The organism is Pseudomonas urethralis (assembly GCF_021602465.1).
Lineage (GTDB): Bacteria > Pseudomonadota > Gammaproteobacteria > Pseudomonadales > Pseudomonadaceae > Aquipseudomonas > Aquipseudomonas vlassakiae.
In genome coordinates, this window is the sequence record NZ_BQIJ01000012.1 from 159,318 (window position 1) to 179,641 (window position 20,324).

Genomic DNA, 20,324 nt, shown 5'->3' on the forward strand with positions numbered 1-20,324 from the left:
GCGATTGCGAACGGAAATGCTAACAGCCTGAAAAGAAACGAATTTATATCCATAAGTCATTTGCTTAGTCGTATATGGAATAACAGGCTGTCGCGGATAGCAATGAACACGACGTTTATGGTTCTGTCAGGGTCGTTGTGAGAGGCAGGAATCGGCGCGTGTTGCACTAGTTTTTCCGGGTCATTTCAGGAGATTCGCACATGAAGTTCGCTCCGAAAGCCCTCGCCCTGGGTTTGTCCCTGCTGTTCAGTGTCGAAAGCTTCGCCACCGAGCTCAAGCATTGGCCTGCTGATGCCGCCAAACAGCTCGACGCGATGATTGCCGCCAATGCCAACAAAGGTAACTACGCCGTCTTCGACATGGACAACACCAGCTACCGCTACGACCTCGAAGAAGCGCTGTTGCCGTTCATGGAAAACAAGGGCCTGCTGACCCGCGACAAACTCGACCCGTCACTCAAGCTGATCCCGTTCAAGGACACGGCCGAGCACAAGGAAAGCCTGTTCAGTTACTACTACCGGCTGTGCGAGATCGACGACATGGTCTGCTACCCATGGGTCGCGCAGGTGTTTGCAGGCTTCACCCTCAAGGAGCTCAAGGCTCAGGTCGATGAGATGATGGCCTTGAACAAGCCAATCCCCAGCACCTACTTCGAAGGCGACCAGGTCAAGACCATCGAGGTACAGCCGCCGAAGGTCTTCACCGGCCAGGCCGAGCTGTACAACAAGCTGATGGAGAACGGCATCGAGGTCTACGTGATCTCGGCAGCGTCCGAAGAGCTGGTGCGCATGGTCGCTTCCGACCCCAAGTACGGCTACAACGTCAAACCGCAGAACGTGATTGGTGTCAGCCTGTTGCTCAAGGACCGCGCCAACGGCCAGCTGACCACGGCGCGCAAGCAGATCAGCGCCGGGCAATATGACGCCAGGGCCAACGAAGGGCTGGAGCTGACGCCTTACCTGTGGACCCCGGCCACCTGGATGGCAGGCAAGCAGGCGGCGATCCTGACCTACATCGACGAATGGAAAAAGCCTGTGTTGGTGGGCGGCGATACCCCAACCAGTGATGGTTACATGCAGTTCCATGGCGTGGATGTGAACAAGGGCGGCATCCACCTGTGGATAAATCGCAAGGCCAAGTACATGGACCAGTTGAACGGCATGATCGCGAAGCACGCGGCGGCGCAGGCCAAGGAAGGGTTGCCGGTGACGGCCGACAAGAACTGGGTGATCGTGACGCCGGAGCAGATTCAGTAGATCTCAGTCAGAAATCACAATGAGCAGCTACGCTAATGGCTAAATGGTATCTTTTTGCCATCCAAGGATAGGGAAATGCCTGAGGAAATCCAAAGCGGTAAGCTGCTCTATCACCTGACAAGTCTGGAGAATATCCCTTCTATTTTCGAGCATGGTTTGCTGCCTCGTTCTCAGCTGACAGGCTTTCATGATGTGGCTGACCGAGAAATCATCAAAGGGCGTGGTACTCACGGCTTGGAGAACTACGTTCCATTCCACTGGTTTGCTCGCAACCCCTTTGACGGGCGTGTCCAGCGCGATCACTTTCACAAGCAATTTGTCTTAATCACAGTTCGTCGATCCTTGGCGGAGCGTGCTAACTGGAAGGTCATTCCTTGTCACCCTTTGGCAGGCACGGAATTCAGGCTTCTCGATTACCATGCAGGCTTTGCTGCTATAGACTGGCAAATGATGAACAGACGTGACTATCAAGACCAAGACTGCAAGAACGTATGCATGGCAGAGTGTCTGTCTCCGCATGCGGTGCCGGCAGCATCGTTCTTCATGATTTTTGTTCCTTCAGAAGAGGTTGCTGAAGCGGTGAACGCTAACAGGGGTAGCAAGGTTGGCACTGAGGTCAAGGTCATGAGAGCCATGTTCTCCTGATGCTTTACAGCAACCTGAACGCTTCCAAAGCGCTGATTTGGCGAATCGTGCACCGAGACAACCTGGGCTGGCTGCTGGATAACGGTCTATTCCCCATGTCGTCCGATCGTCATTCGGGGCACTACGTGAGCATTGGTAATCCTGACCTCATAGACAAGCGAAGCCACAGGGTCGTGCCTGTCTCTCCAGGTGGCACATTGTCTGATTATGTTCCCTTCTACTTCACCCCGTTCTCCGTGATGATGAAGAACATCCACTCGGGGTGGGGCGTTCCCCAGCGGCGGAACGAAGAGATCGTGATTCTTGTCTCCAGCCTGTACCATGCGCAGTCGCTAGGTCTGCGATTTGTCTTCACGGACGCCCATGCCTACCCGCATTGGGCTGGCTACTACAGCGACCTCACGCAGCTGGACAAGATCGATTGGGAGATTTTGCAGCGCAGGGACTTCAAACGTGATCCTGATGACCCTCGAAAAATGGAGCGTTATCAGGCTGAGGCCCTAATCCATGGACATGTCCCGGTCGCTGGCCTTCTGGGCATTGTCTGCTACAACGAAGCTTTGAAGAGTCGTGTCGACAAGGAGGTTCAGCAGCGTCAGCTGAATCTCCCGGTATATGCTCGCCCTGGGTGGTATTTCTGATGATTCGCTTTATGCAAGGTAACCTGCTGGAGGCCAAGGCCGAAGCGCTGGTTAATACAGTCAACACCGTAGGGGTGATGGGGAAGGGTATTGCGCTGATGTTCAAGGAGCGTTTTGCCGAGAACTATCGCCAGTATGCTGCTGCCTGCAAAGCGAAAGAAGTAGTTACCGGGAAGATGTTTGTCACTGAAGTACGTGAGCTGGACGGGCCGCGCTGGATTGTGAATTTTCCAACCAAGCAACACTGGCGTTCACCCTCGCAAATTGGCTGGATCGTCGATGGTCTCCATGATTTGCGCAACTTCATTGTCGAAAACCAAGTGGCATCGATTGCCATCCCTCCCCTTGGCGCTGGCAACGGAGGGTTGCCTTGGGCTGTGGTGCGAGAACAGATTCAGAGCGTTCTGAATGATCTGGATGCGGATATTCTTGTTTTCGAACCCACTGCAAATTATCAAAACGTTTCCAAACGCAGTGGTGTTGAGGAGCTAACCCCGGCTCGAGCCTTGATTGCAGAGCTGGTGCGCCGCTATTGGGTGCTTGGCATGGAGTGCAGTTTGCTCGAAGTCCAAAAGCTTGCCTGGTTTCTGGAGCGATCAATCGAGCGATTCACGCCAGGCATCAACCCATTGGCGTTGAAGTTTGTTGCTCATAAGTATGGCCCTTACGCGAACCGACTTGAGCACCTGCTAGATAACCTTGATGGCAGCTATTTGCACTGCGGAAAGCGGATCAGCGATGCAGGCCCTCTGGACGTGATCTGGTTTGATGAGGGGCGCAAGTCATTTGTGCAGGCGTATTTGAACAGTGAAGCCAAGGCCTATTTGCCGGCGTTGGAATTCACGGCTGATTTGATCGATGGTTTCGAGTCTCCCTTTGGTATGGAGCTACTGGCCACTGTTGATTGGCTTTTGCATGTGGATGGTGTAGAACCGACAGTCCCGGCAGTTCGCGCACATCTGAAAAGTTGGTCTGGAGGGGCTGGTGCCGCTGCTCGAAAAAGCAAATTGTTCGATGATGAGTCACTTGGGATCGCTCTTCACAAGCTGTCAATGTTTCGCTCTGGCTCAGCCGCCTCGCTTCATTGATCATTAATGAACAATAAAAACCGGCGCTCCAGGCGCCGGTTTTTTATGCGGTCAGAGCCTCACAGCCCTTCGAGCATCGCCTTGTTACGCACAGCACCCTTGTCGGCACTGGTCGCCAGCAGGGCGTAGGCCTTCAGTGCGGTGGTCACCTTGCGTGGGCGCACTTCAGCCGGCCTCCAGCCTTTCTTGTCCTGCTCGATGCGCCGGTGTGCCAGCTCTTCGTCGCTGACCAGCAGGTTGATCGACCGGTTCGGGATGTCGATCAGCACCTTGTCGCCGTCGCGCACCAGGCCGATGGCGCCGCCAGCAGCGGCTTCCGGCGAGGCGTGGCCGATCGACAGGCCCGAAGTACCGCCGGAGAAGCGGCCGTCGGTGAGCAGGGCGCAGGCCTTGCCCAGGCCCTTGGACTTCAGGTATGAGGTCGGGTAGAGCATCTCTTGCATGCCCGGGCCGCCTTTCGGGCCTTCGTAACGGATGATCACGATGTCGCCGGCCTTCACTTCGTCGGCGAGGATGCCACGCACGGCGCTGTCCTGGCTTTCGAAGATCTTCGCGGTGCCTTCGAACACGTGGATCGACTCGTCGACGCCGGCGGTTTTCACCACGCAGCCATCCAGGGCGATGTTGCCGTACAGCACGGCCAGGCCGCCTTCTTGCGAGTAGGCGTGCTCGAAGCTGCGGATACAGCCGTTTTCACGGTCGTCGTCGAGGGTTTCCCAACGGGTCGACTGGCTGAACGCGGTCTGGGTCGGGATGCCGGCCGGGCCTGCCTTGAAGAAGGTGTGCACGGCTTCGTCATCGGTCTGGGTGATGTCCCACTTGGCGATGGCTTCCTCCATGCTGCGGCTGTGCACGGTCGGCAGGTCGGTGTGCAGCAGGCCGCCACGAGCCAGCGAACCGAGGATGCTGAAAATGCCACCCGCGCGGTGCACGTCTTCCATGTGGTACTTCTGGATGTTCGGCGCCACCTTGCACAGCTGCGGTACCTTGCGCGACAGGCGGTCGATGTCGCGCAGGTCGAACTCGACTTCACCTTCCTGGGCTGCAGCCAGCAGGTGCAGGATGGTGTTGGTCGAACCGCCCATGGCGATGTCCAGCATCATGGCGTTCTCGAACGCCTTGAAGTTGGCGATGCTGCGCGGCAGCACCGACTCGTCGTTTTCCTGGTAGTAGCGCTTGCACAACTCGACGATGGTGCGGCCTGCAGTAAGGAACAGCTGCTCGCGGTCGGCGTGAGTGGCCAGGGTCGAACCGTTGCCCGGCAGGGCCAGGCCCAGGGCTTCGGTCAGGCAGTTCATCGAGTTGGCGGTGAACATGCCGGAACACGAACCGCAGGTCGGGCAGGCGCTGCGCTCGTACTCGGCGACTTTCTCGTCACTGGCAGTGGAGTCGGCGGCGATGACCATGGCATCGACCAGGTCCAGGCCGTGGCTGGCCAGCTTGGTCTTGCCGGCTTCCATCGGGCCGCCGGAGACGAAGATCACCGGGATGTTCAGGCGCAGGGCGGCCATCAGCATGCCGGGGGTGATCTTGTCGCAGTTGGAGATGCAGACGATGGCGTCGGCGCAGTGGGCGTTGACCATGTACTCGACGGCGTCGGCGATGATCTCGCGGCTCGGCAGCGAGTAGAGCATGCCATCATGGCCCATGGCGATGCCGTCATCGACGGCGATGGTGTTGAATTCCTTGGCCACGCCACCGGCGCGTTCGATCTCGCGGGCGACCAGCTGGCCCAGGTCCTTCAGGTGCACATGGCCCGGGACGAACTGGGTGAACGAGTTGGCGATGGCGATGATCGGTTTCTTGAAGTCTTCGTCCTTCATCCCGGTGGCGCGCCACAGGGCGCGGGCGCCGGCCATGTTGCGGCCTTGGGTGGAAGTCTTGGAACGGTAATCAGGCATGAAACACTCCTGGCGGCTTAATCAGGTCACAAAAAGGGGAGTGAGCTTCTCTTGTCCTTTGTACCGCAGGCCGGTTGCCACTGGCACGGATGGGGCCGAAGACCGCGCGGGATCGCCGCGTGCTTGGCCAGAGCTCATAAACCCGCCGGGGATGACTGGCGATGAATAGCCCGATTCTACACCGCTGGCGCGGAGAGGGAATGAAGATGTGTCTGGGCGGTGGTTTGGGATGGATTCCCGACTGCTTGTAGGGCGCGTCCGAAACACCCCTCGCGGTGCAGACCTCGCCAGCCGCACTGGCTATTATCCGCCGCGCCGCATGTGCGGCTTCACGAGAAATCACCTCAATGGACCTTCCCAGTTTCAGTTCATCGCGAACTTGCAAATTGGCACTGAGCGCGTCGTCGCCAGGGCTTGCGAAGGCTTGACCCCCTGGGTTCGAGGCTCGTGGGTGCCTGCGTCGGCGCCTGGAGACTCGCATGTACTCTATCTGCACGAACTGCATCCGCTGCAAAGAACCACTCTCGCATCGCCAGACCAACGAAGCGCTGGAAAAGCTTCGCCAGGAGGCAACCGAAGACTTCCACAAAGGCGCTTCGATCACCAATCACGTCGGCAACTTGCGCAATGCCACTGTCGGCCTGCTTTACCGCAAGCGGGTTCTCTGGCTGGTGCTGCTGGTGTTCGGCAACCTGTTTTCCGGGGCTGGTATCGCAGCCTTTGAAGAAACCATTGCCGCGCATATCGTACTGGTGTTCTTCCTGCCGCTGCTGGTCGACAGCGGAGGCAACGCCGGGGCGCAGTCGGCCACCCTGATGGTGCGGGCGCTGGCGACGGGGGAGGTGGTCATGCGCGACTGGATGCGCATGCTCGGCCGCGAATGTGCGGTGGCGCTGGCGCTCGGCGGCACCATGGCCCTGGCGGTGGCATCGCTGGGGGCATTGCGAGGTGGCGCGGATGTCGCATTGATCGTGGCCTGCAGCATGCTGGTGATCGTGTTGATCGGTAGCCTGATCGGCATGAGCCTGCCGTTTCTGTTCACTCGCCTGAAGCTCGACCCGGCGACTGCCAGTGGTCCGCTGGTGACCTCGATCGCCGATGCGGCGGGGGTGCTGGTGTACTTCGGGATCGCGTCGCAGGTGCTGGAAATCTGACACCGATCCGGGGCGCGTCGCGCCCCGGCCGTGCGTATCAGCTGTTGGGCAGCAACCGGCAGGTGATGCTCTTGATGTAGCGGGTTTCGGTAATGGCCGGGTGCACCGGATGGTCCGGCCCCTGGCCGCCACGCTCGAGCAGTTGCAGGTTACGGTCCAGGTGACGGGCGCTGGTCAGCAGGATGTTGTGCAGGTCGTCCTCGGGCAGGTGCATCGAGCACGAGGCGCTGACCAGGATGCCGTCCTTGCTCAGCATGCGCATCGCCTGCTCGTTGAGGCGGCGGTAGGCCGCTTCGCCGTTTTTCAGGTCCTTCTTGCGCTTGATGAAGGCGGGTGGGTCGGCAATGATCACGTCGAAGCGTTCTTCGGCGGCCTTCAGCTCACGCAGCGCCTCGAACACGTCGCCTTCGATGCAGGTCAGTTTCTCGCTGATGCCGTTCAGCGCAGCGTTGCGTTCGACGCCGTCCAGGGCAAAGCCCGAGGCATCGACGCAGAACACTTCGCTGGCGCCGAACGCGCCAGCCTGCACGCCCCAGCCACCAATGTAGCTGAACAGGTCGAGCACACGCTTGCCTTTGACATACGGTGCCAGGCGCGCGCGGTTCATGCGGTGGTCGTAGAACCAGCCGGTCTTCTGGCCTTCACGTACCGGAGCTTCGAACCTGACGCCGTTCTCTTCCAGCGGGACCCAGTCCGGCACTTCGCCGTAGACGGTTTCGACGTAGCGCTGCAGGCCTTCGGCGTCGCGGGCGGCGGAGTCGTTCTTGAACAGGATGCCGCCAGGCTTGAGCACCTGGATCAGTGCCGCGATCACGTCGTCCTTGTGTGCTTCCATGGTGGCCGAGGCCAGCTGCACCACGAGGATGTCGTAGAAGCGATCAACCACCAGGCCAGGCAGCAGGTCGGAATCTCCGTACACCAGGCGGTAGCACGGCTGGTCGAACAGGCGCTCGCGCAGGGACAGGGCGACGTTCAGGCGGTGCACCAGCAGCGACTTGTCCAGCGGCAGCTTGATGTCACGCGACAGCAGGCGGGCGCAGATCAGGTTGTTCGGGCTCAGCGCGACAATGCCCAGCGGCTTGCCGTTGGCAGCCTCGAGCACGGCCTGCTGGCCGGCCTGGAAGCCTTGCAGTGGGGTCGCGGAGACGTCGACTTCGTTGCTGTAGACCCACAGGTGGCCGGCGCGCAGGCGGCGGTCGGCATTGGCTTTGAGGCGAAGGCTGGGCAGGGACATGACGTCGCTCCGGGAAAAAGAGCGGGATTATAGCGTGTCTGCCTTGTTTTCGCCTTTAGAGGAGTGGCGCTCGATCTCCCAGGCGCTGCACCTGTCAAGGCGAGCCTCATGGGGTTAAACTCGCTCGTCCTCAACGAGTATGCACGTATGTCCCAAGAACTCAGCGCCGAACAGATCCAGCAAGCCTTGCAAGGCATCACCATTCCGCCGCAACCGCAGATCCTGGTAGACCTGCAGTTCGAGCAGTACATGCCTGACCCGGACCTGGAAACCATCGCCAAGCTGATTTCCCAGGACCCAGGCCTCGCCGGTGCCTTGCTCAAGCTGGTCAACTCGCCGCACTTCGGCCTGTCGAACAAGATCGGTTCGATCCAGCGAGCGGTCAATCTGCTGGGCAGCCGTTCGATCATCAACCTGATCAATGCACAGTCGATCAAGGGCGAGATGAGCGACGAGACCATCGTCACCCTCAACCGCTTCTGGGATACCGCTCAGGACGTGGCCATGACCTGCCTGACGCTGGCCAAGCGCACCGGCATCCAGGCCGCCGACGAGGCCTATACCCTCGGGCTGTTCCATGACTGCGGCGTACCGCTGATGCTCAAGCGCTTCCCCGAGTACATGCAAGTGCTGGAAGAGGCCTACGCCAAGGCTGGCGAGGAAACTCGCGTGGTCGATACCGAGAACCGCGCCTTCAACACCAACCATGCCGTGGTGGGCTATTTCACGGCCAAGTCGTGGCGCCTGCCGGAGCACATCAGCGGCGCCATCGCCAACCACCACAATGCCCTGGCGGTCTTCCGCGAAGAGTCGTCGCGCAATACCCAGAGCCAGTTGAAGAACCTGCTGGCCGTGCTGAAGATGGCCGAGAACATCTGCGCTTCGTACCGTGTGCTGGGCAATCAGAGCGTCGATCATGAGTGGAACGTGGTCGGCCCGCTGGTGCTGGACTATATCGGTTTGTCGGAGTACGACTTCGAGATCTTGAAACAGAACATTCGCGAGCTGGGCGGGCACTGATCCATGCCGGAATTACCAGAGGTCGAAACTACCCGGCGCGGGATTGCGCCCCATCTGATAGGCCAGCGTGTCAGCCGCGTGGTGGTGCGAGACCCTCGCCTGCGCTGGCCGATACCCGAGGACCTCGACGTACGCCTGTCCGGGCAGCGCATCGTCAGCGTCGAGCGGCGGGCCAAGTACCTATTGATCAACGCCGAGGTGGGCACCTTGATCAGCCACCTGGGCATGTCGGGCAACCTGCGCCTGGTGGAGCTGGGCTTGCCGGCGGCCAAGCACGAGCATGTCGATATCGAACTGGAATCGGGGCTGATGCTGCGCTACACCGACCCACGCCGGTTCGGTGCCATGCTCTGGAGCCTCGACCCGCTCAACCATGAGCTTTTGCTGCGGCTGGGGCCAGAACCGTTGACCGAGCTGTTTGACGGCGAGCGGCTGTTCCGGCTGTCGCGCGGGCGTTCGATGGCGGTCAAGCCGTTCATCATGGACAACGCGGTGGTGGTCGGGGTGGGCAATATCTACGCGACCGAGGCGCTGTTTGCCGCCGGCATCGACCCGCGCCGCGAGGCGGGCGCGATTTCCCGCGCGCGTTACCTGAAGCTGGCGATCGAGATCAAACGGGTGTTGGCCGCGGCCATCGAGCAAGGCGGTACGACTCTGCGCGATTTTATCGGTGGCGACGGGCAGCCGGGCTACTTCCAGCAGGAATTGTTCGTCTACGGGCGGGGCGCAATGCCATGCAAGCTGTGCGGCACGACCTTGCGCGAGGTCAAGCTGGGGCAGCGGGCGAGCGTGTTCTGCCCGCGCTGCCAGCGCTAGCCGCCTGCGATCAGGCCTTGCCGGTGATGCGGCGGTACTTGGCCATCAGTTCTTCCTGGGTTTCCGGGTGCGCTTCATCCAGCGGGATGCAGTCGACCGGGCAGACCTGCTGGCACTGCGGCTCGTCATAGTGACCCACGCACTGGGTGCACAGGTTCGGGTCGATCACGTAGATCTCTTCGCCTTGGGAGATGGCCTCGTTCGGGCACTCGGGTTCGCAGACGTCGCAGTTGATGCAATCGTCGGTGATGATCAGGGACATGGGGACTCCGGCCGGGGCGCATCGCCCGGGCATGTTCAACGCTTTGGGCACAATTGTGCCGCATTCGCGCCCGCAGTGCACGCGGGCGCGATGATCAGGCGTTCGAGGTTACTTCTTGAAGCGTTCGGTCAGCGCCTCGGCCACCACAGGGTGGACGAATTTGCTGATATCGCCGCCCAGCGCAGCTATTTCCCGCACCAGCGTCGAGGAAATGAACGAATAGCGCTCCGAAGGCGTGAGGAACAGGCTTTCGACGTCGGGCGCCAATTGCCGGTTCATGTTCGCCAGCTGGAACTCGTACTCGAAGTCCGATACTGCGCGCAGGCCGCGCAGGAACACGTTCGCGCCTTGTTCCTTGGCGAAGTGCGCCAACAGCGACGAGAAGCCGATGACTTCGACATTGGGCAGGTGCTTGGTGACCTCACGGGCAAGCTCGACCCGTTGTTCCAGCGGGAACAGGGGGTTTTTCTTCGGGCTGGCCGCCACTGCGATGATCACGTGGTCGAACAGGCGCGAAGCGCGCTCGACCAGGTCGCCATGGCCTTTGGTAATGGGGTCGAAAGTACCCGGGTACAACACTCGGTTCATCGCGTCATCCTGGCTGGAGTGCGTTGGGGAGTCGGATGGTAGCGCAGCGCTTGCGCCCGGCCAAGTCATGCGGCCGGCTGATGGCACTATAGACAGGGCGTGCATTTGTTGTCATGCACTCTGTGCCAGGCGGGCAGCCAAGGCCTCGGTCAGCCGGGCGCTGATGGCGTACACCGACAACTGCGGGTTGGCGCCGATGCTGGTCGGGAACAGCGAGCCATCGTGGACAGAGAGGTTTTCCAGCTGATGATGGCGGCCCAGGCTGTCGCAGACCGCCTGGCGCGGATCGTCGCCCATTGCACAGCCGCCCATGACATGGGCACTGCCAAGCCGGGTGCGGAACGGTTCCAGGCGCAAGGCGTCGATCACACGCTGGGCCTCGACCAGGCTGGCACTGGCGCGTGCGTCGCTGTGCACCGGCGTGACCTGCGTGGCACCTGCAGCGAACTGGATCTGCGCCATGCTGTGATAGGCGCGGCGCAGGCCGTCGCGCAGATAATCGCTGAGCGGGTAATCCAGCACGGGTGAGCCGTCACCGCGCAGCTCCACCGCCCCGCCCGTGCTGTCGGGGTGAAAGCCGTCGCGCAGCAGGGCCAGCATGACGTGAGTGTGCGGCAGTTCGGCCATGCGCTGGGCATTGTCGATGCCGTATCCGCCGAGCAGGGTGCTGGCCAGGGCCGGGTGCAGGGGCGGCACTTCCAGCTTGTAGCCCACCGGCCCGTCGACACCGCCCTGCCACTGGAAGTGGTCGCTGTAGATCGATTGCGGAGCGCCGTAGTAAGGGTCGATACGCGCGTCGAAACGTGCAGCGCTGAAGTTGACCAGGTGCAGGAAAGTCCGTTTGCCCAGGCGGCCATGCGGGTCGGGGGCCTTGGAACGCAGCAGCAGGGCCGGGCTGTTGATACCGCCACCGGCGACGATGTAATGACGGGCGCGCATGCTGACCTGCCGGCCGGTAGGGTGCACGCCGTGAGCATCCAGCGCCTGGCACTGCAGCCCGGCGATACGCTCGCCATCGTGTTCGAAGCGCTCGGCGCGGGCGAGGTAGAGCAGTTCACCGCCCTTGTCGAGGGTTGCCGGGATGCGCGTGACCAGCATCGACTGCTTGGCATTCACCGGGCAGCCCATGCCGCAGTAGCCAAGATTCCAGCAGCCACGCACATTGCGCGGGATCACCGCCCACCGGTAGCCGAGTCGTTCACAGCCGCGCCGCAGTACGTCGTTGTTGGCATTCGCCGGGATTGCCCAGGGCGTGATACCCAGGTCGCGCTCGATACGCTCGAACCAAGGCTGCATCTCCTGTTCGCCCAAGCCTGTGACGCCATGTGCTGCAGCCCAGTGCTTCAGCGTCTGCGGTGGCGTGCGAAAGCTCGACGTCCAGTTGATCAGCGTGGTCCCGCCCACCGCGCGGCCTTGCAGGATGGTGATGGCGCCATCCTTGCTCATTCGCCCCAGGCCTTCTTGATAGAGGCTGGCGTAGGCCTCGTCTTCCAATAGATGAAAGTCGGAGCTGGTCCTCAGCGGGCCTTCTTCGATCAGCAGGACCTTGTAGCCGGCGGCGCTGAGCATCTGCGCACTGGTGGCGCCGCCGGCACCACTGCCAATCACGGCGATATCGGCCTCCAGTGTCAGGTCGTGTTCCAGGCGTGAGCCGTCATGGGTGATCCAGCCGCGTTCGAGGCCTTGGCGAAACGGGTCGGTTACTGGCATTGAGGATGCTCTTTTTGTCAGATCTTGGGTGGGCCGGGGTAGCCGCACGCGGCCCAGGCTTCCGGGCGCTCGTACCAGGCCATTTGCAGCAGTTGCAGCAGTGAAGCATGGCCCATGCGCAGCAGGTTCAGCGAGCTGTCCTGCCAGCGCTGCAGGAAGGCGGTTACCTGCGTGGCACTGGCCTGCTCCCAGGCCCCCCAGACGCCGGTCAAAGGCCCGCGGGTCAGCGGCAGGTTGAGTACGTCGAACAATTGCCGGGTGAGTTTGAGCATCTCCGGCGACAGCGCAGCCAACTTGTGGTCGAGGCTGTGCAGCACCAGTTCGTCGTCCGCCGAGGTGCCGACGAGCACCACCGGAATCAGCGCAAGCAGGGCTGGCAAGTCATCGTCGCGCAGCACCTGGTAGCCGGCTGCGGGCGTTTGCGCGCTGCAGCCGACCAGGCTGGCGGTGCTCAGGAACAGGCTGGCGCCAAAGCTGAAACGCAGCAGGTCGCGGCGCTGCATCAGCGGATGAACAGCTTGTAGACCAAGCGCTGCAAGGCCTTGCCATAGGGCGGGTAGATCAGCCGCGCGACATTCAAGCGCTGCTTGGCGAGCACCGCCTTGGCCTTGCTGAAGGTCAGGAAGCCTTCATGGCCATGGTAGTGGCCCATGCCGGAGGGGCCGATACCGCCGAACGGCAAGTCGTCCTGAGCCACGTGGAGCAGGGTGTCGTTCAGGCACACGCCGCCGGAATGGCTGTGCCGCAGCACGTGCTGCTGTTCGCTGCGGTCGTAGCCGAAGTAGTACAGCGCCAAGGGACGCGGGCGTTGATTGATATAGGCCAAGGCCTCGTCGAGGTGGTCATAAGGCACCAGTGGCAGCAGCGGGCCGAAGATCTCGTCCTGCATCACCTGCATGCTGTCGTTCACCCCGGTCAGCAGGTGGGGCGGCAGGCGTCGGCCCTGGCGCGTCTCGTCGGGGTACAGGTCGAGCACCTGGGCGCCCTTGCCGCGGGCGTCATCCAGCAGGTGCTGCAGGCGCTGCAACTGGCGGGGGTTGATGATGGCGCTGTAGTCGGGGTTGTCGGCGATGCGTGGGTACATGCGCTTCACCGCGTTGCGATAGGCCGCGGCAAAGTCGTTCAGGCGCTCGCGGGGCACCAGCACATAGTCGGGTGCGACGCAGGTCTGGCCAGCATTGAGGGTCTTGCCGAAGGCGATGCGCTCGGCGGCGGTGTCCAGCGGCACGCTGGCAGACACGATGGCCGGGGACTTGCCGCCCAGTTCCAGGGTCACCGGGGTCAGGTTTTGCGCGGCAGCCAGCATGACCTGGCGGCCGATGCTGGTGGCACCGGTAAACAGCAGGTGGTCGAACGGCAGGCGGGCGAATGCCTGGCCGACCTCGACTTCGCCGAGCACCACGCTGACCAGGTCTTCGGGAAAAACCCTGGCAATGAGTGCTTTGAGGGCTGCGCCACTGGCCGGTGTGGCTTCGCTCAGCTTGAGCATGACCCGGTTGCCGGCAGCCAGGGCGCAGGTCAGCGGGCCGATAGCGAGAAACAGCGGGTAGTTCCACGGCACGATGATGCCAACCACGCCCAATGGCTGGTACAGCACCCGTGCGCTGGCCAGCTGGAAAGCCAGGCCCACCGCGCGCCGGGCCGGACGCATCCAGCGTTGCAGGTGGCGCTCGGCATGGCGAATGCCTTGCACCGACGGGAGCAGCTCGGCCAACAGCGTTTCGTCGGCACTGCGGCCGGTGAAGTCGGCATCGATCGCTTCGATCAGCGCTCGCTGGTCCGCCAGCAGTGCCTCGCGCAGGCTCTTCAGCCACTGCCGCCGCTGTGCCGCAGGGGGCATGGGATTACCGGCAAAGGCCTGGCGCTGAGTGGCGAACGTCGCTGCAAGGTCGGTGTCGGATTGCACAGGAGGCAAGGCGCTGGGCGAGCTCACGGTGGTCTCCCGTCTGGGCTTGGAGTGCTTAGAGCCTATACTCTAATTCGAACCATGGTGCGACTTTTTTAACAGGCGAGACCCGTGCACCAGCGCTGTGATTCACCGTAAGATGACCCTTTATCGAAAGCCCGCAGACTGGGAGCTGAGCATGTCCCCGCGCATGAAGACCCGAGAGCGCATCGTGCAGAACAGCCTGGAGCTGTTCAACCAGCAGGGCGAACGCAGCGTCAGTACCAATCACATTGCCGCGCATATGGAAATCTCGCCTGGCAACCTGTATTACCACTTCCCCAACAAGCAGGCGATCATCGCCCTGCTGTTCAGCCAGTACGAAGAGTTGGTGGACAGTTTCCTGCGCCCGCCGCAGGGGCGAGCAGCCACGGTCGAAGACAAACGCTTCTACCTCAAGGCCCTGCTCGCAGCGATGTGGAACTACCGTTTCCTGCACCGTGACCTGGAACACCTGCTGGACAGCGACCCTGAACTGGCCGCCCGCTACCGGCGCTTTTCCGAGCGTTGCCTGCGCCAGGGCCAGGCAATCTACCGTGGCTTCGTCGATGCCGGGATCCTGACCATGGAGCCTGCGCAGATCGAGTCGCTGACCATCAATGCCTGGATCGTGCTGACTTCATGGGTACGTTTTCTCAGCACCACGCGCGAGCATTCAGCGCATCTGGGTGAAGAAGCCTTCAAACGTGGCGTCTATCAGGTACTGGTGCTGGAGCTGGGTTTTGTCACCAGCAATGCCCGCGGCGCGGTGGACGCCTTGTGCCAGGAATTCCACGTTCCGTTCAACCAGGCCCTGGAACAGTAGCCAGGGCCTTCGTGCCATCGATCAGGAGATTGTCATGCCCCTTGCGCAATTGATCACCCCGCAACAGCTGGCAGAGCGTCTGGACTCGCCCAAGCTGGTGATCCTCGACTGTCGTTTTGCCCTGGAGGATGTGGATTACGGCCAACGCAGCTATGCCGAGGGGCATATCGCCGGGGCACATTTTGCTGATCTGGAGCGTGACCTGAGCGGGCCGGTCATCAAGGGCCGCACCGGCCGCCACCCGCTGCCGGACCCGCATCGGCTGGTCGAGCGCCTGCGTGAGTGGGGGCTGGACGATGACAGCGCCGTGGTGCTGTACGACGATGGCCCGGGCGCCTTCGCTGCCAGGGCCTGGTGGTTGCTGGTCTGGCTGGGCAAGCGCAGCGACGTGGCCATCCTCGATGGCGGCCTCAAGGCCTGGCATGCAGCGCACCTGCCGCTGAGCCTGGATCCGCCGGCCAAGCGCGAGGGGACGTTCAGCGGCGAGGCGGACGCCAAGCTGCTGATCGACGCCGAGCACCTGGCCAAGCGCCTGGGCAGCCCTGACCTGACCCTGATCGATGCCCGTGCGTTGCCGCGCTTCCGGGGCGAAGTCGAGCCGATCGATCCCGTAGCAGGGCATATTCCGGGCGCCCAGTGCGCCGCCTTCATCGAGAACCTCGGTGCCGATGGCCGTTTCCTGGCGCCGCAACAGCTCAAGCAGCGCTTTGCCGAGAAGCTGGCCGGGCGCTCGCCAGAGCAACTGGTGGCCTACTGCGGGTCAGGGGTGACGGCCTGTCATAACCTGTTCGCCCTGGCGCTGGCGGGGTATCCGCTGGGCAAGTTGTATGCTGGCTCGTGGAGTGAGTGGATCAATGATCCCAAGCATGGCGTGGCGACGGGCGAATAATCACTGACCGTCGATGAGCCACTGCGGAATCCGCCGCTCGAGGTAATAGCCCGGATTCCGCAGGCTGCCGTCGACAAACCCGACATGCCCACCCCGTTCATGCAGCTCGAATTGCGTCTGTGCTGCCAGTTCACTGGCGGTGGGCAGGCTGTGGCCGAACACGAACGGGTCATCGGCGGCGTGGATGATCAGCGTTGGTGTGCGGTTTTCCCCCAGATAAAACCGGCTTGATGAACGGCGATAGTAATCGTGGGCATCGCTGAAGCCATTGAGCGGCGCGGTGACCTTGCCATCGAAATCCCAGAACGTCTTCAGCCTGCCCAGCGGCCCCAGCCGGTCGAGCGCGGCCAGGCCTTCGTGATGGCCGCGATCACGAAAGTGCCGTTGCTTTACCTGCACGTAGGCCATCATCTCGCGCATGAAATGCGCTTGGTACACCTTGGAAAAACCCTGGGCGATACGGTCGGCGCACTGGTCCAGACGAAACGGCACCGAAACGGCCACTGCGGCTTGCAACTGGCTGGCAGCGCCACTTTCCCCCAGGTATTTGAGCAGAACATTGCCGCCCAGCGAGTAGCCGACCGCATACAGTGGCGCCAGAGGGCGTTGGGCGTGCAGGTGCGCGATTACCTCGGCGAGGTCTTCGCTGGCCCCGGAGTGGTAGCTTCGCGGCAACAGGTTGGGCTCGCCAGAACAGCCGCGCCAGTTCACCGCGACGCTGGCCCAGCCCAAGGCTTGCAGCGATTTCTGCAAGCCTTTGACGTAGGGGGAGTGTGAAGAGCCAGTCAGCCCATGCAACACCAGCACCAGCGGCGCATCCGGGCTATGCGGCCCATGCCAGTCGAGGTCGAGAAAATCGCCATCGGCCAGCCACAGGCGTTCGCGGCTTCGTTCCAGCTCTGGCAGCTTGCGCCACAGTGGCCCCCACAGGGTTTGCAGGTGGGGGTTGGACAGGCCGATGGCCGGGCGGAACGTGGCGGTGAGACTGGGCATGCTGGGCGACTCGTGATGTGCCTGCGTAGAGTGCCATGAAACCCCGCCACTGTACCTGCACTATTGGTCGGGGGCAGGCAGCGATTGTTGCTCGACGCTTGGGCCGACACTGACCTTTACGATACAGCTTAGGTCGAGATGGCGCTGCATGGCGGCACGAACATCGGCCGGAGTCAAACGGTTGATGCGCTCGATGTAGGTGTTCAGATAATCGTCAGGTTGACGTTGATCGGCCAGCTCCGCGAGCAATGCTGCCAAGCTTTTGTTCTGCGCGACACTGCGCAGCAATTGCCCTTCCCGCTGTTTGCGAGCCACTTGCAGCTCTGCCTGGGTTGGCCCTTGTTCAATGAAATCGCGCAGCAGGTCCACTACCAGTTCCTGGGAGCCTTCCACGTACCCAGGAGCGATCTGCCATTCGACGGTGAATAGCCCGCCTGCCCGTAATGGTGTTACGAAGGTGTGCACACCGTAAGTGAGGCCACGGCGTTGGCGCAGTTCGACCATCAAGCGCGATTCGAGCCCTTCTCCCAGTACTTCGCTGGCCAACTCCAGGGCTGGGAGCTGCGGATCATTGGCGGGCACGTTCAAAGGAAGTGCCAACAAGACAGCGCTGTTCGCGCCAGGCTGTTCGACTTTTAGGGTCGCGCCGGTAGCGGCTGGGACAGCTGGCAACTCTGTTGCCGACCAACGCTGTGGCAGTGCTTGGCTGATTTGATGGGAGAGTGCCTGGGCTTCTGCGAAAGAAAGGTCGCCGACCACGACCAACTCCAGGTTGCTGGCGGAGTAGGCACGTTGGTGGAATGTCCGCAAATCGTCCGGGGTAACCGCCGCCAGAGCCTCTTCCGAGCTGCCCAGTGAGCTGCCATAAGGATGGCCACTGAACATGTGGCGCAAAGTTTCGCTACGCGCCCTCGATGCAGGACGCCGCTCGCGTGCGGCGTTGCTCTGCAGCAACTGCTGCTTGATCTTGTCCAGAGCGGGGGCGAGGAATGCGGGGCGTGCCACAAGGTCGGTGAACACCGCCAGGGACGGCCCCAGCACGGCCGGGGTGCTCAGGCTGCGCAGGCTCAATGTCGCATGTTCCAGACGTATCTGCTTGTCGAAAACCGCCCCCAGGCGTTCGAGACTGGCTTGTTCGGTGGCCGTGTACTGCTGGCTACCCTCATCGAGCATGGACAGCGTCAAGGCTGCCAGGCCAGGGTGCTCAGTGTCCTGAACAGTGCCGGCCCTGAACCGCAGGACTACGTCAACGATAGGTATCCCGCGGGCTTCGACGAATTTAACGCCTGTACCTGCTTCAGTCTTCCAGGCTTGCACCTGCGTCTGGATGGATTCGAACTGGCCCAGGTCGAGCCCTTGGGCGCTGATCAGGCCGCCGTAGATGCTGTTGGTTTCGGTAGGCTTTGAGGTCGCAGTCAAATCACGCATGTGCGCTCTCCTTGTCGTGCATGAAGGTAATGGCAGCGCGGGAATCGATCAGGAACTCCAGGGCGACCTGGCCGACCTGTTCGGCTGTCACGGCTTCGATGTCTTGCCGCTCGTTTTCCAGTGCAATGGGGTCCAGGCCGCAGGCGGCTTGTTTGCCGATGGCCCGTGCCTGTATATCGATGTCATCACTTTCGAACACCTGCCTGGCCAGCAGGCGCGCCTTGGCGCGTTGAAGGTCTTCTCTGGAAGGTGCCGAGTGACGAAAGGATTCGATTTCCAGCAGCAGCCTTTCGGCGGCGATCTGCGGCTCAACCTGCGGACTGCAAAAAGCATAGAGCGCCAGCATGCTGTCGCCGCGCTGCCAGGGTTCGTATGCTGGGCGCAGGGCCAGCAGGGTGCGGTCTTCCAGAACCAGTCGTCTTTGCAGGGTGCTGCTGAGCCCATCGGCAAGCAGCTCGGGCAGGAGCCGCAATGCATAAGCTTGTTCGCCGGACTGGGCCGTACATTGGCTGGGGAGGTTGAAACTGAGAATCGTGCCTGTGTACTGGCCCGGTTGTCGCAGCGTTTGATGACGTCGACTCTGTAGCGGGGGAGCAGAAGGTGTCTCTCGTGCTGGCAGGCGGTTGGCCGGGATCGCTGCAAAGTGCCGCATGACCAGGCTTTGCAGCTGTGACAAGGTCATGTCGCCTGCTACAGCAAGTGTGGCGTTGTTGGGATGGTACCAGGTCTGGTACCAGGTTCGCGCTGCAGCAGGCGTCAGCTGCTCAAGATCAGCCTTGTGGCCAACGACGGGGGTGCCATAGCCGCCGGTACCGTAAGCCAGTATCTGGTGATGCTCCATTGCCTGTGCCAAGGGGCTGTCGTCGACTCGTTCCCGGCGCTCTGCCATCACCACGTTCAGTTCGCGAGCGAAAGGTGTATCACTGAGTGTGGCGCTCGCCATGACATCAGCCATCGCTTCCAGGGCAACCTCCAGTCGACTGCTTGGCAATGTCAGCGGAAAGAACGTGGCGTCGGTGGAGGTGAACGCATTCGGTTCGCCGCCAAGACGGGTCATGAGGGCCGAATATTGGCCAGCTGCCAGTTTGCTGCTGCCCTCGAAGAGCAAGTGTTCCAGGGCATGGGAAAGGCCTGAGTGGCCTGCTGGCTCGTAGCTTGACCCGACGTGATACCACAGCTGCACGCTGACCAGCGGCGCACGATGGTCTTCGCGCAGGTAGATGCGCAGGCCGTTGGCAAGGGTGAACGATTGTACGTTGCTGCCCAGGATGGTCGTCGGAGGGCGTTCGGTCATGGTTGAAGTACTCCTGCGAGAATGTAGGAGCAGCTTCAACCATGGCGGCGGCGGGTTTGCGGTAAATAAGTACGGTTACCCAGCGTCAGGGGTTCAGCCTCGTTGCCAGAGTGCATAGTGCACCTGGCCGGTCTTCTTCTCGCGGTGCAGGCGCCAGTTGCCAGGCATTGGCAGCGTCGACGGGGCGGCCTCGCTCTCGGTGTAGATCCACGCCTGTTCGCGCAGCCACTGGTTCTGTTCCAGCAGGTTGCAGGTGTTGGCCAGCAGGTCCTGGTGGAATGGCGGGTCGAGGAACACCACGTCGAATTGCTGCTTGGCCGGGTTCTGCAGGTAGCGCAGGGCGTCGGTCTGCAGAATCTGTCCACGCGGGCAGCGCAGGATCTCGAGATTGTTCTTCAAGTTGGCGATGGCCGCCGAATTGCTGTCCAGCGCCACGGCATTCTCGGCGCCACGGGACAGCGCCTCCAGCACCAGGGCGCCGCTGCCGGTGAAGGCATCCAGCACCTGGGCACCTTCGATGTGGGGCGCCAGCCAGTTGAAAACGGTTTCGCGCACACGGTCAGGGGTTGGCCGCAGGCCTTCGCCTTCGGGTACCGCCAGGCGGCGGCTGCGCCACTCGCCGGCGATGATGCGCAGGTGACCCTGGCCCTTGCTT

General features: G+C 61.8%; 20 protein-coding genes. 9 read left to right on the forward strand and 11 right to left on the reverse strand.

Annotated features, from left to right (window positions below):
* Positions 1–200 precede the first annotated feature (200 nt).
* The 4 genes from L6D64_RS19370 to darG all read left to right on the forward strand — a co-directional run bounded on the left by L6D64_RS19370 (position 201) and on the right by darG (position 3,630).
* Positions 201–1,256 carry an HAD family hydrolase gene (locus L6D64_RS19370; protein WP_176507600.1) on the forward strand — a complete coding sequence of 352 codons (1,056 nt, stop codon included), beginning with the start codon at positions 201–203 and terminating at the stop codon, positions 1,254–1,256.
* A gap of 75 nt (positions 1,257–1,331) precedes the next feature.
* Complete coding sequence (locus L6D64_RS19375; protein WP_176507601.1) at positions 1,332–1,901, forward strand: DarT ssDNA thymidine ADP-ribosyltransferase family protein; 570 nt, start codon at positions 1,332–1,334, stop codon at positions 1,899–1,901.
* Positions 1,901–2,542 (forward strand): type II toxin-antitoxin system toxin DNA ADP-ribosyl transferase DarT, encoded by a 642-nt coding sequence (gene darT / locus L6D64_RS19380; RefSeq protein ID WP_176507602.1) that lies wholly within the window; start codon positions 1,901–1,903, stop codon positions 2,540–2,542. Before L6D64_RS19375 ends, darT begins: the two co-directional genes overlap by 1 nt.
* Positions 2,542–3,630, forward strand: coding sequence for a type II toxin-antitoxin system antitoxin DNA ADP-ribosyl glycohydrolase DarG (darG, locus tag L6D64_RS19385; RefSeq protein WP_176507603.1), 1,089 nt, complete (start codon positions 2,542–2,544; stop codon positions 3,628–3,630). The genes darT and darG overlap by 1 nt, the downstream gene beginning before the upstream one ends.
* Before the next feature lie 59 nt (positions 3,631–3,689).
* Here darG and ilvD read toward each other — a convergent pair whose 3' ends face one another.
* A complete protein-coding gene (gene ilvD / locus L6D64_RS19390; RefSeq protein ID WP_176507604.1) occupies positions 3,690–5,531 on the reverse strand; it encodes a dihydroxy-acid dehydratase in 1,842 nt (613 codons plus the stop codon).
* A gap of 479 nt (positions 5,532–6,010) precedes the next feature.
* On the opposite strand from ilvD, the gene L6D64_RS19395 reads away from it, so the two are divergent.
* Positions 6,011–6,685, forward strand: coding sequence for a magnesium transporter (locus tag L6D64_RS19395; protein ID WP_236192531.1), 675 nt, complete (start codon positions 6,011–6,013; stop codon positions 6,683–6,685).
* A gap of 37 nt (positions 6,686–6,722) precedes the next feature.
* On the opposite strand, the gene L6D64_RS19400 is transcribed toward L6D64_RS19395, so the two are convergent.
* On the reverse strand, positions 6,723–7,919 hold the full coding sequence (locus L6D64_RS19400) for a class I SAM-dependent rRNA methyltransferase (RefSeq protein WP_176507605.1): 1,197 nt from the start codon (positions 7,917–7,919) through the stop codon (positions 6,723–6,725).
* A gap of 201 nt (positions 7,920–8,120) precedes the next feature.
* On the opposite strand from L6D64_RS19400, the gene L6D64_RS19405 reads away from it, so the two are divergent.
* Together L6D64_RS19405 and mutM are read left to right on the forward strand one after the other, a co-directional pair.
* A complete protein-coding gene (locus L6D64_RS19405) occupies positions 8,121–8,939 on the forward strand; it encodes an HDOD domain-containing protein (protein ID WP_176507620.1) in 819 nt (272 codons plus the stop codon).
* 3 nt (positions 8,940–8,942) lie between these two features.
* Entirely contained in the window at positions 8,943–9,755 is an 813-nt protein-coding gene (gene mutM / locus L6D64_RS19410; protein ID WP_176507606.1) for a bifunctional DNA-formamidopyrimidine glycosylase/DNA-(apurinic or apyrimidinic site) lyase, read from the forward strand.
* A 10-nt stretch (positions 9,756–9,765) separates the two neighbouring features.
* Here mutM and L6D64_RS19415 read toward each other — a convergent pair whose 3' ends face one another.
* From L6D64_RS19415 to L6D64_RS19435, 5 genes are all read right to left on the reverse strand, one after another.
* The gene (locus tag L6D64_RS19415) at positions 9,766–10,017 is read right to left on the reverse strand and encodes a YfhL family 4Fe-4S dicluster ferredoxin (protein ID WP_054885521.1); all 252 of its coding nucleotides are present in this window, start codon (positions 10,015–10,017) and stop codon (positions 9,766–9,768) included.
* Positions 10,018–10,125: 108 nt separating this feature from the next.
* Positions 10,126–10,605, reverse strand: coding sequence for a pantetheine-phosphate adenylyltransferase (coaD, locus tag L6D64_RS19420; protein WP_014861498.1), 480 nt, complete (start codon positions 10,603–10,605; stop codon positions 10,126–10,128).
* A 111-nt stretch (positions 10,606–10,716) separates the two neighbouring features.
* Positions 10,717–12,315 carry a GMC family oxidoreductase gene (locus tag L6D64_RS19425; protein ID WP_176507607.1) on the reverse strand — a complete coding sequence of 533 codons (1,599 nt, stop codon included), beginning with the start codon at positions 12,313–12,315 and terminating at the stop codon, positions 10,717–10,719.
* Between the two features lie 17 nt (positions 12,316–12,332).
* On the reverse strand, positions 12,333–12,818 hold the full coding sequence (locus tag L6D64_RS19430) for a twin-arginine translocation pathway signal protein (protein WP_176507608.1): 486 nt from the start codon (positions 12,816–12,818) through the stop codon (positions 12,333–12,335).
* Positions 12,818–14,248: a coniferyl aldehyde dehydrogenase gene (locus L6D64_RS19435; RefSeq protein WP_176507609.1), complete on the reverse strand. Its 1,431-nt coding sequence runs from the start codon at positions 14,246–14,248 to the stop codon at positions 12,818–12,820. The genes L6D64_RS19430 and L6D64_RS19435 overlap by 1 nt, the downstream gene beginning before the upstream one ends.
* A gap of 151 nt (positions 14,249–14,399) precedes the next feature.
* On the opposite strand from L6D64_RS19435, the gene L6D64_RS19440 reads away from it, so the two are divergent.
* Together L6D64_RS19440 and L6D64_RS19445 are read left to right on the forward strand one after the other, a co-directional pair.
* Positions 14,400–15,065 carry a TetR/AcrR family transcriptional regulator gene (locus L6D64_RS19440; RefSeq protein WP_176507610.1) on the forward strand — a complete coding sequence of 222 codons (666 nt, stop codon included), beginning with the start codon at positions 14,400–14,402 and terminating at the stop codon, positions 15,063–15,065.
* 34 nt (positions 15,066–15,099) lie between these two features.
* The gene (locus L6D64_RS19445) at positions 15,100–15,954 is read left to right on the forward strand and encodes a sulfurtransferase (RefSeq protein WP_176507611.1); all 855 of its coding nucleotides are present in this window, start codon (positions 15,100–15,102) and stop codon (positions 15,952–15,954) included.
* Here the strand turns inward: L6D64_RS19445 and L6D64_RS19450 are convergent, their stop codons facing one another.
* The 4 genes from L6D64_RS19450 to rsmD all read right to left on the reverse strand — a co-directional run.
* Complete coding sequence (locus L6D64_RS19450) at positions 15,955–16,947, reverse strand: hydrolase (protein WP_176507612.1); 993 nt, start codon at positions 16,945–16,947, stop codon at positions 15,955–15,957.
* Between the two features lie 60 nt (positions 16,948–17,007).
* On the reverse strand, positions 17,008–18,375 hold the full coding sequence (locus tag L6D64_RS19455; protein ID WP_176507613.1) for a M16 family metallopeptidase: 1,368 nt from the start codon (positions 18,373–18,375) through the stop codon (positions 17,008–17,010).
* Complete coding sequence (locus L6D64_RS19460) at positions 18,368–19,669, reverse strand: M16 family metallopeptidase (protein ID WP_176507614.1); 1,302 nt, start codon at positions 19,667–19,669, stop codon at positions 18,368–18,370. The genes L6D64_RS19455 and L6D64_RS19460 overlap by 8 nt, the downstream gene beginning before the upstream one ends.
* A 93-nt stretch (positions 19,670–19,762) precedes the next feature.
* On the reverse strand, positions 19,763–20,324 hold a 562-nt coding region (rsmD, locus tag L6D64_RS19465; protein ID WP_176507615.1), incomplete at its 5' end, for a 16S rRNA (guanine(966)-N(2))-methyltransferase RsmD.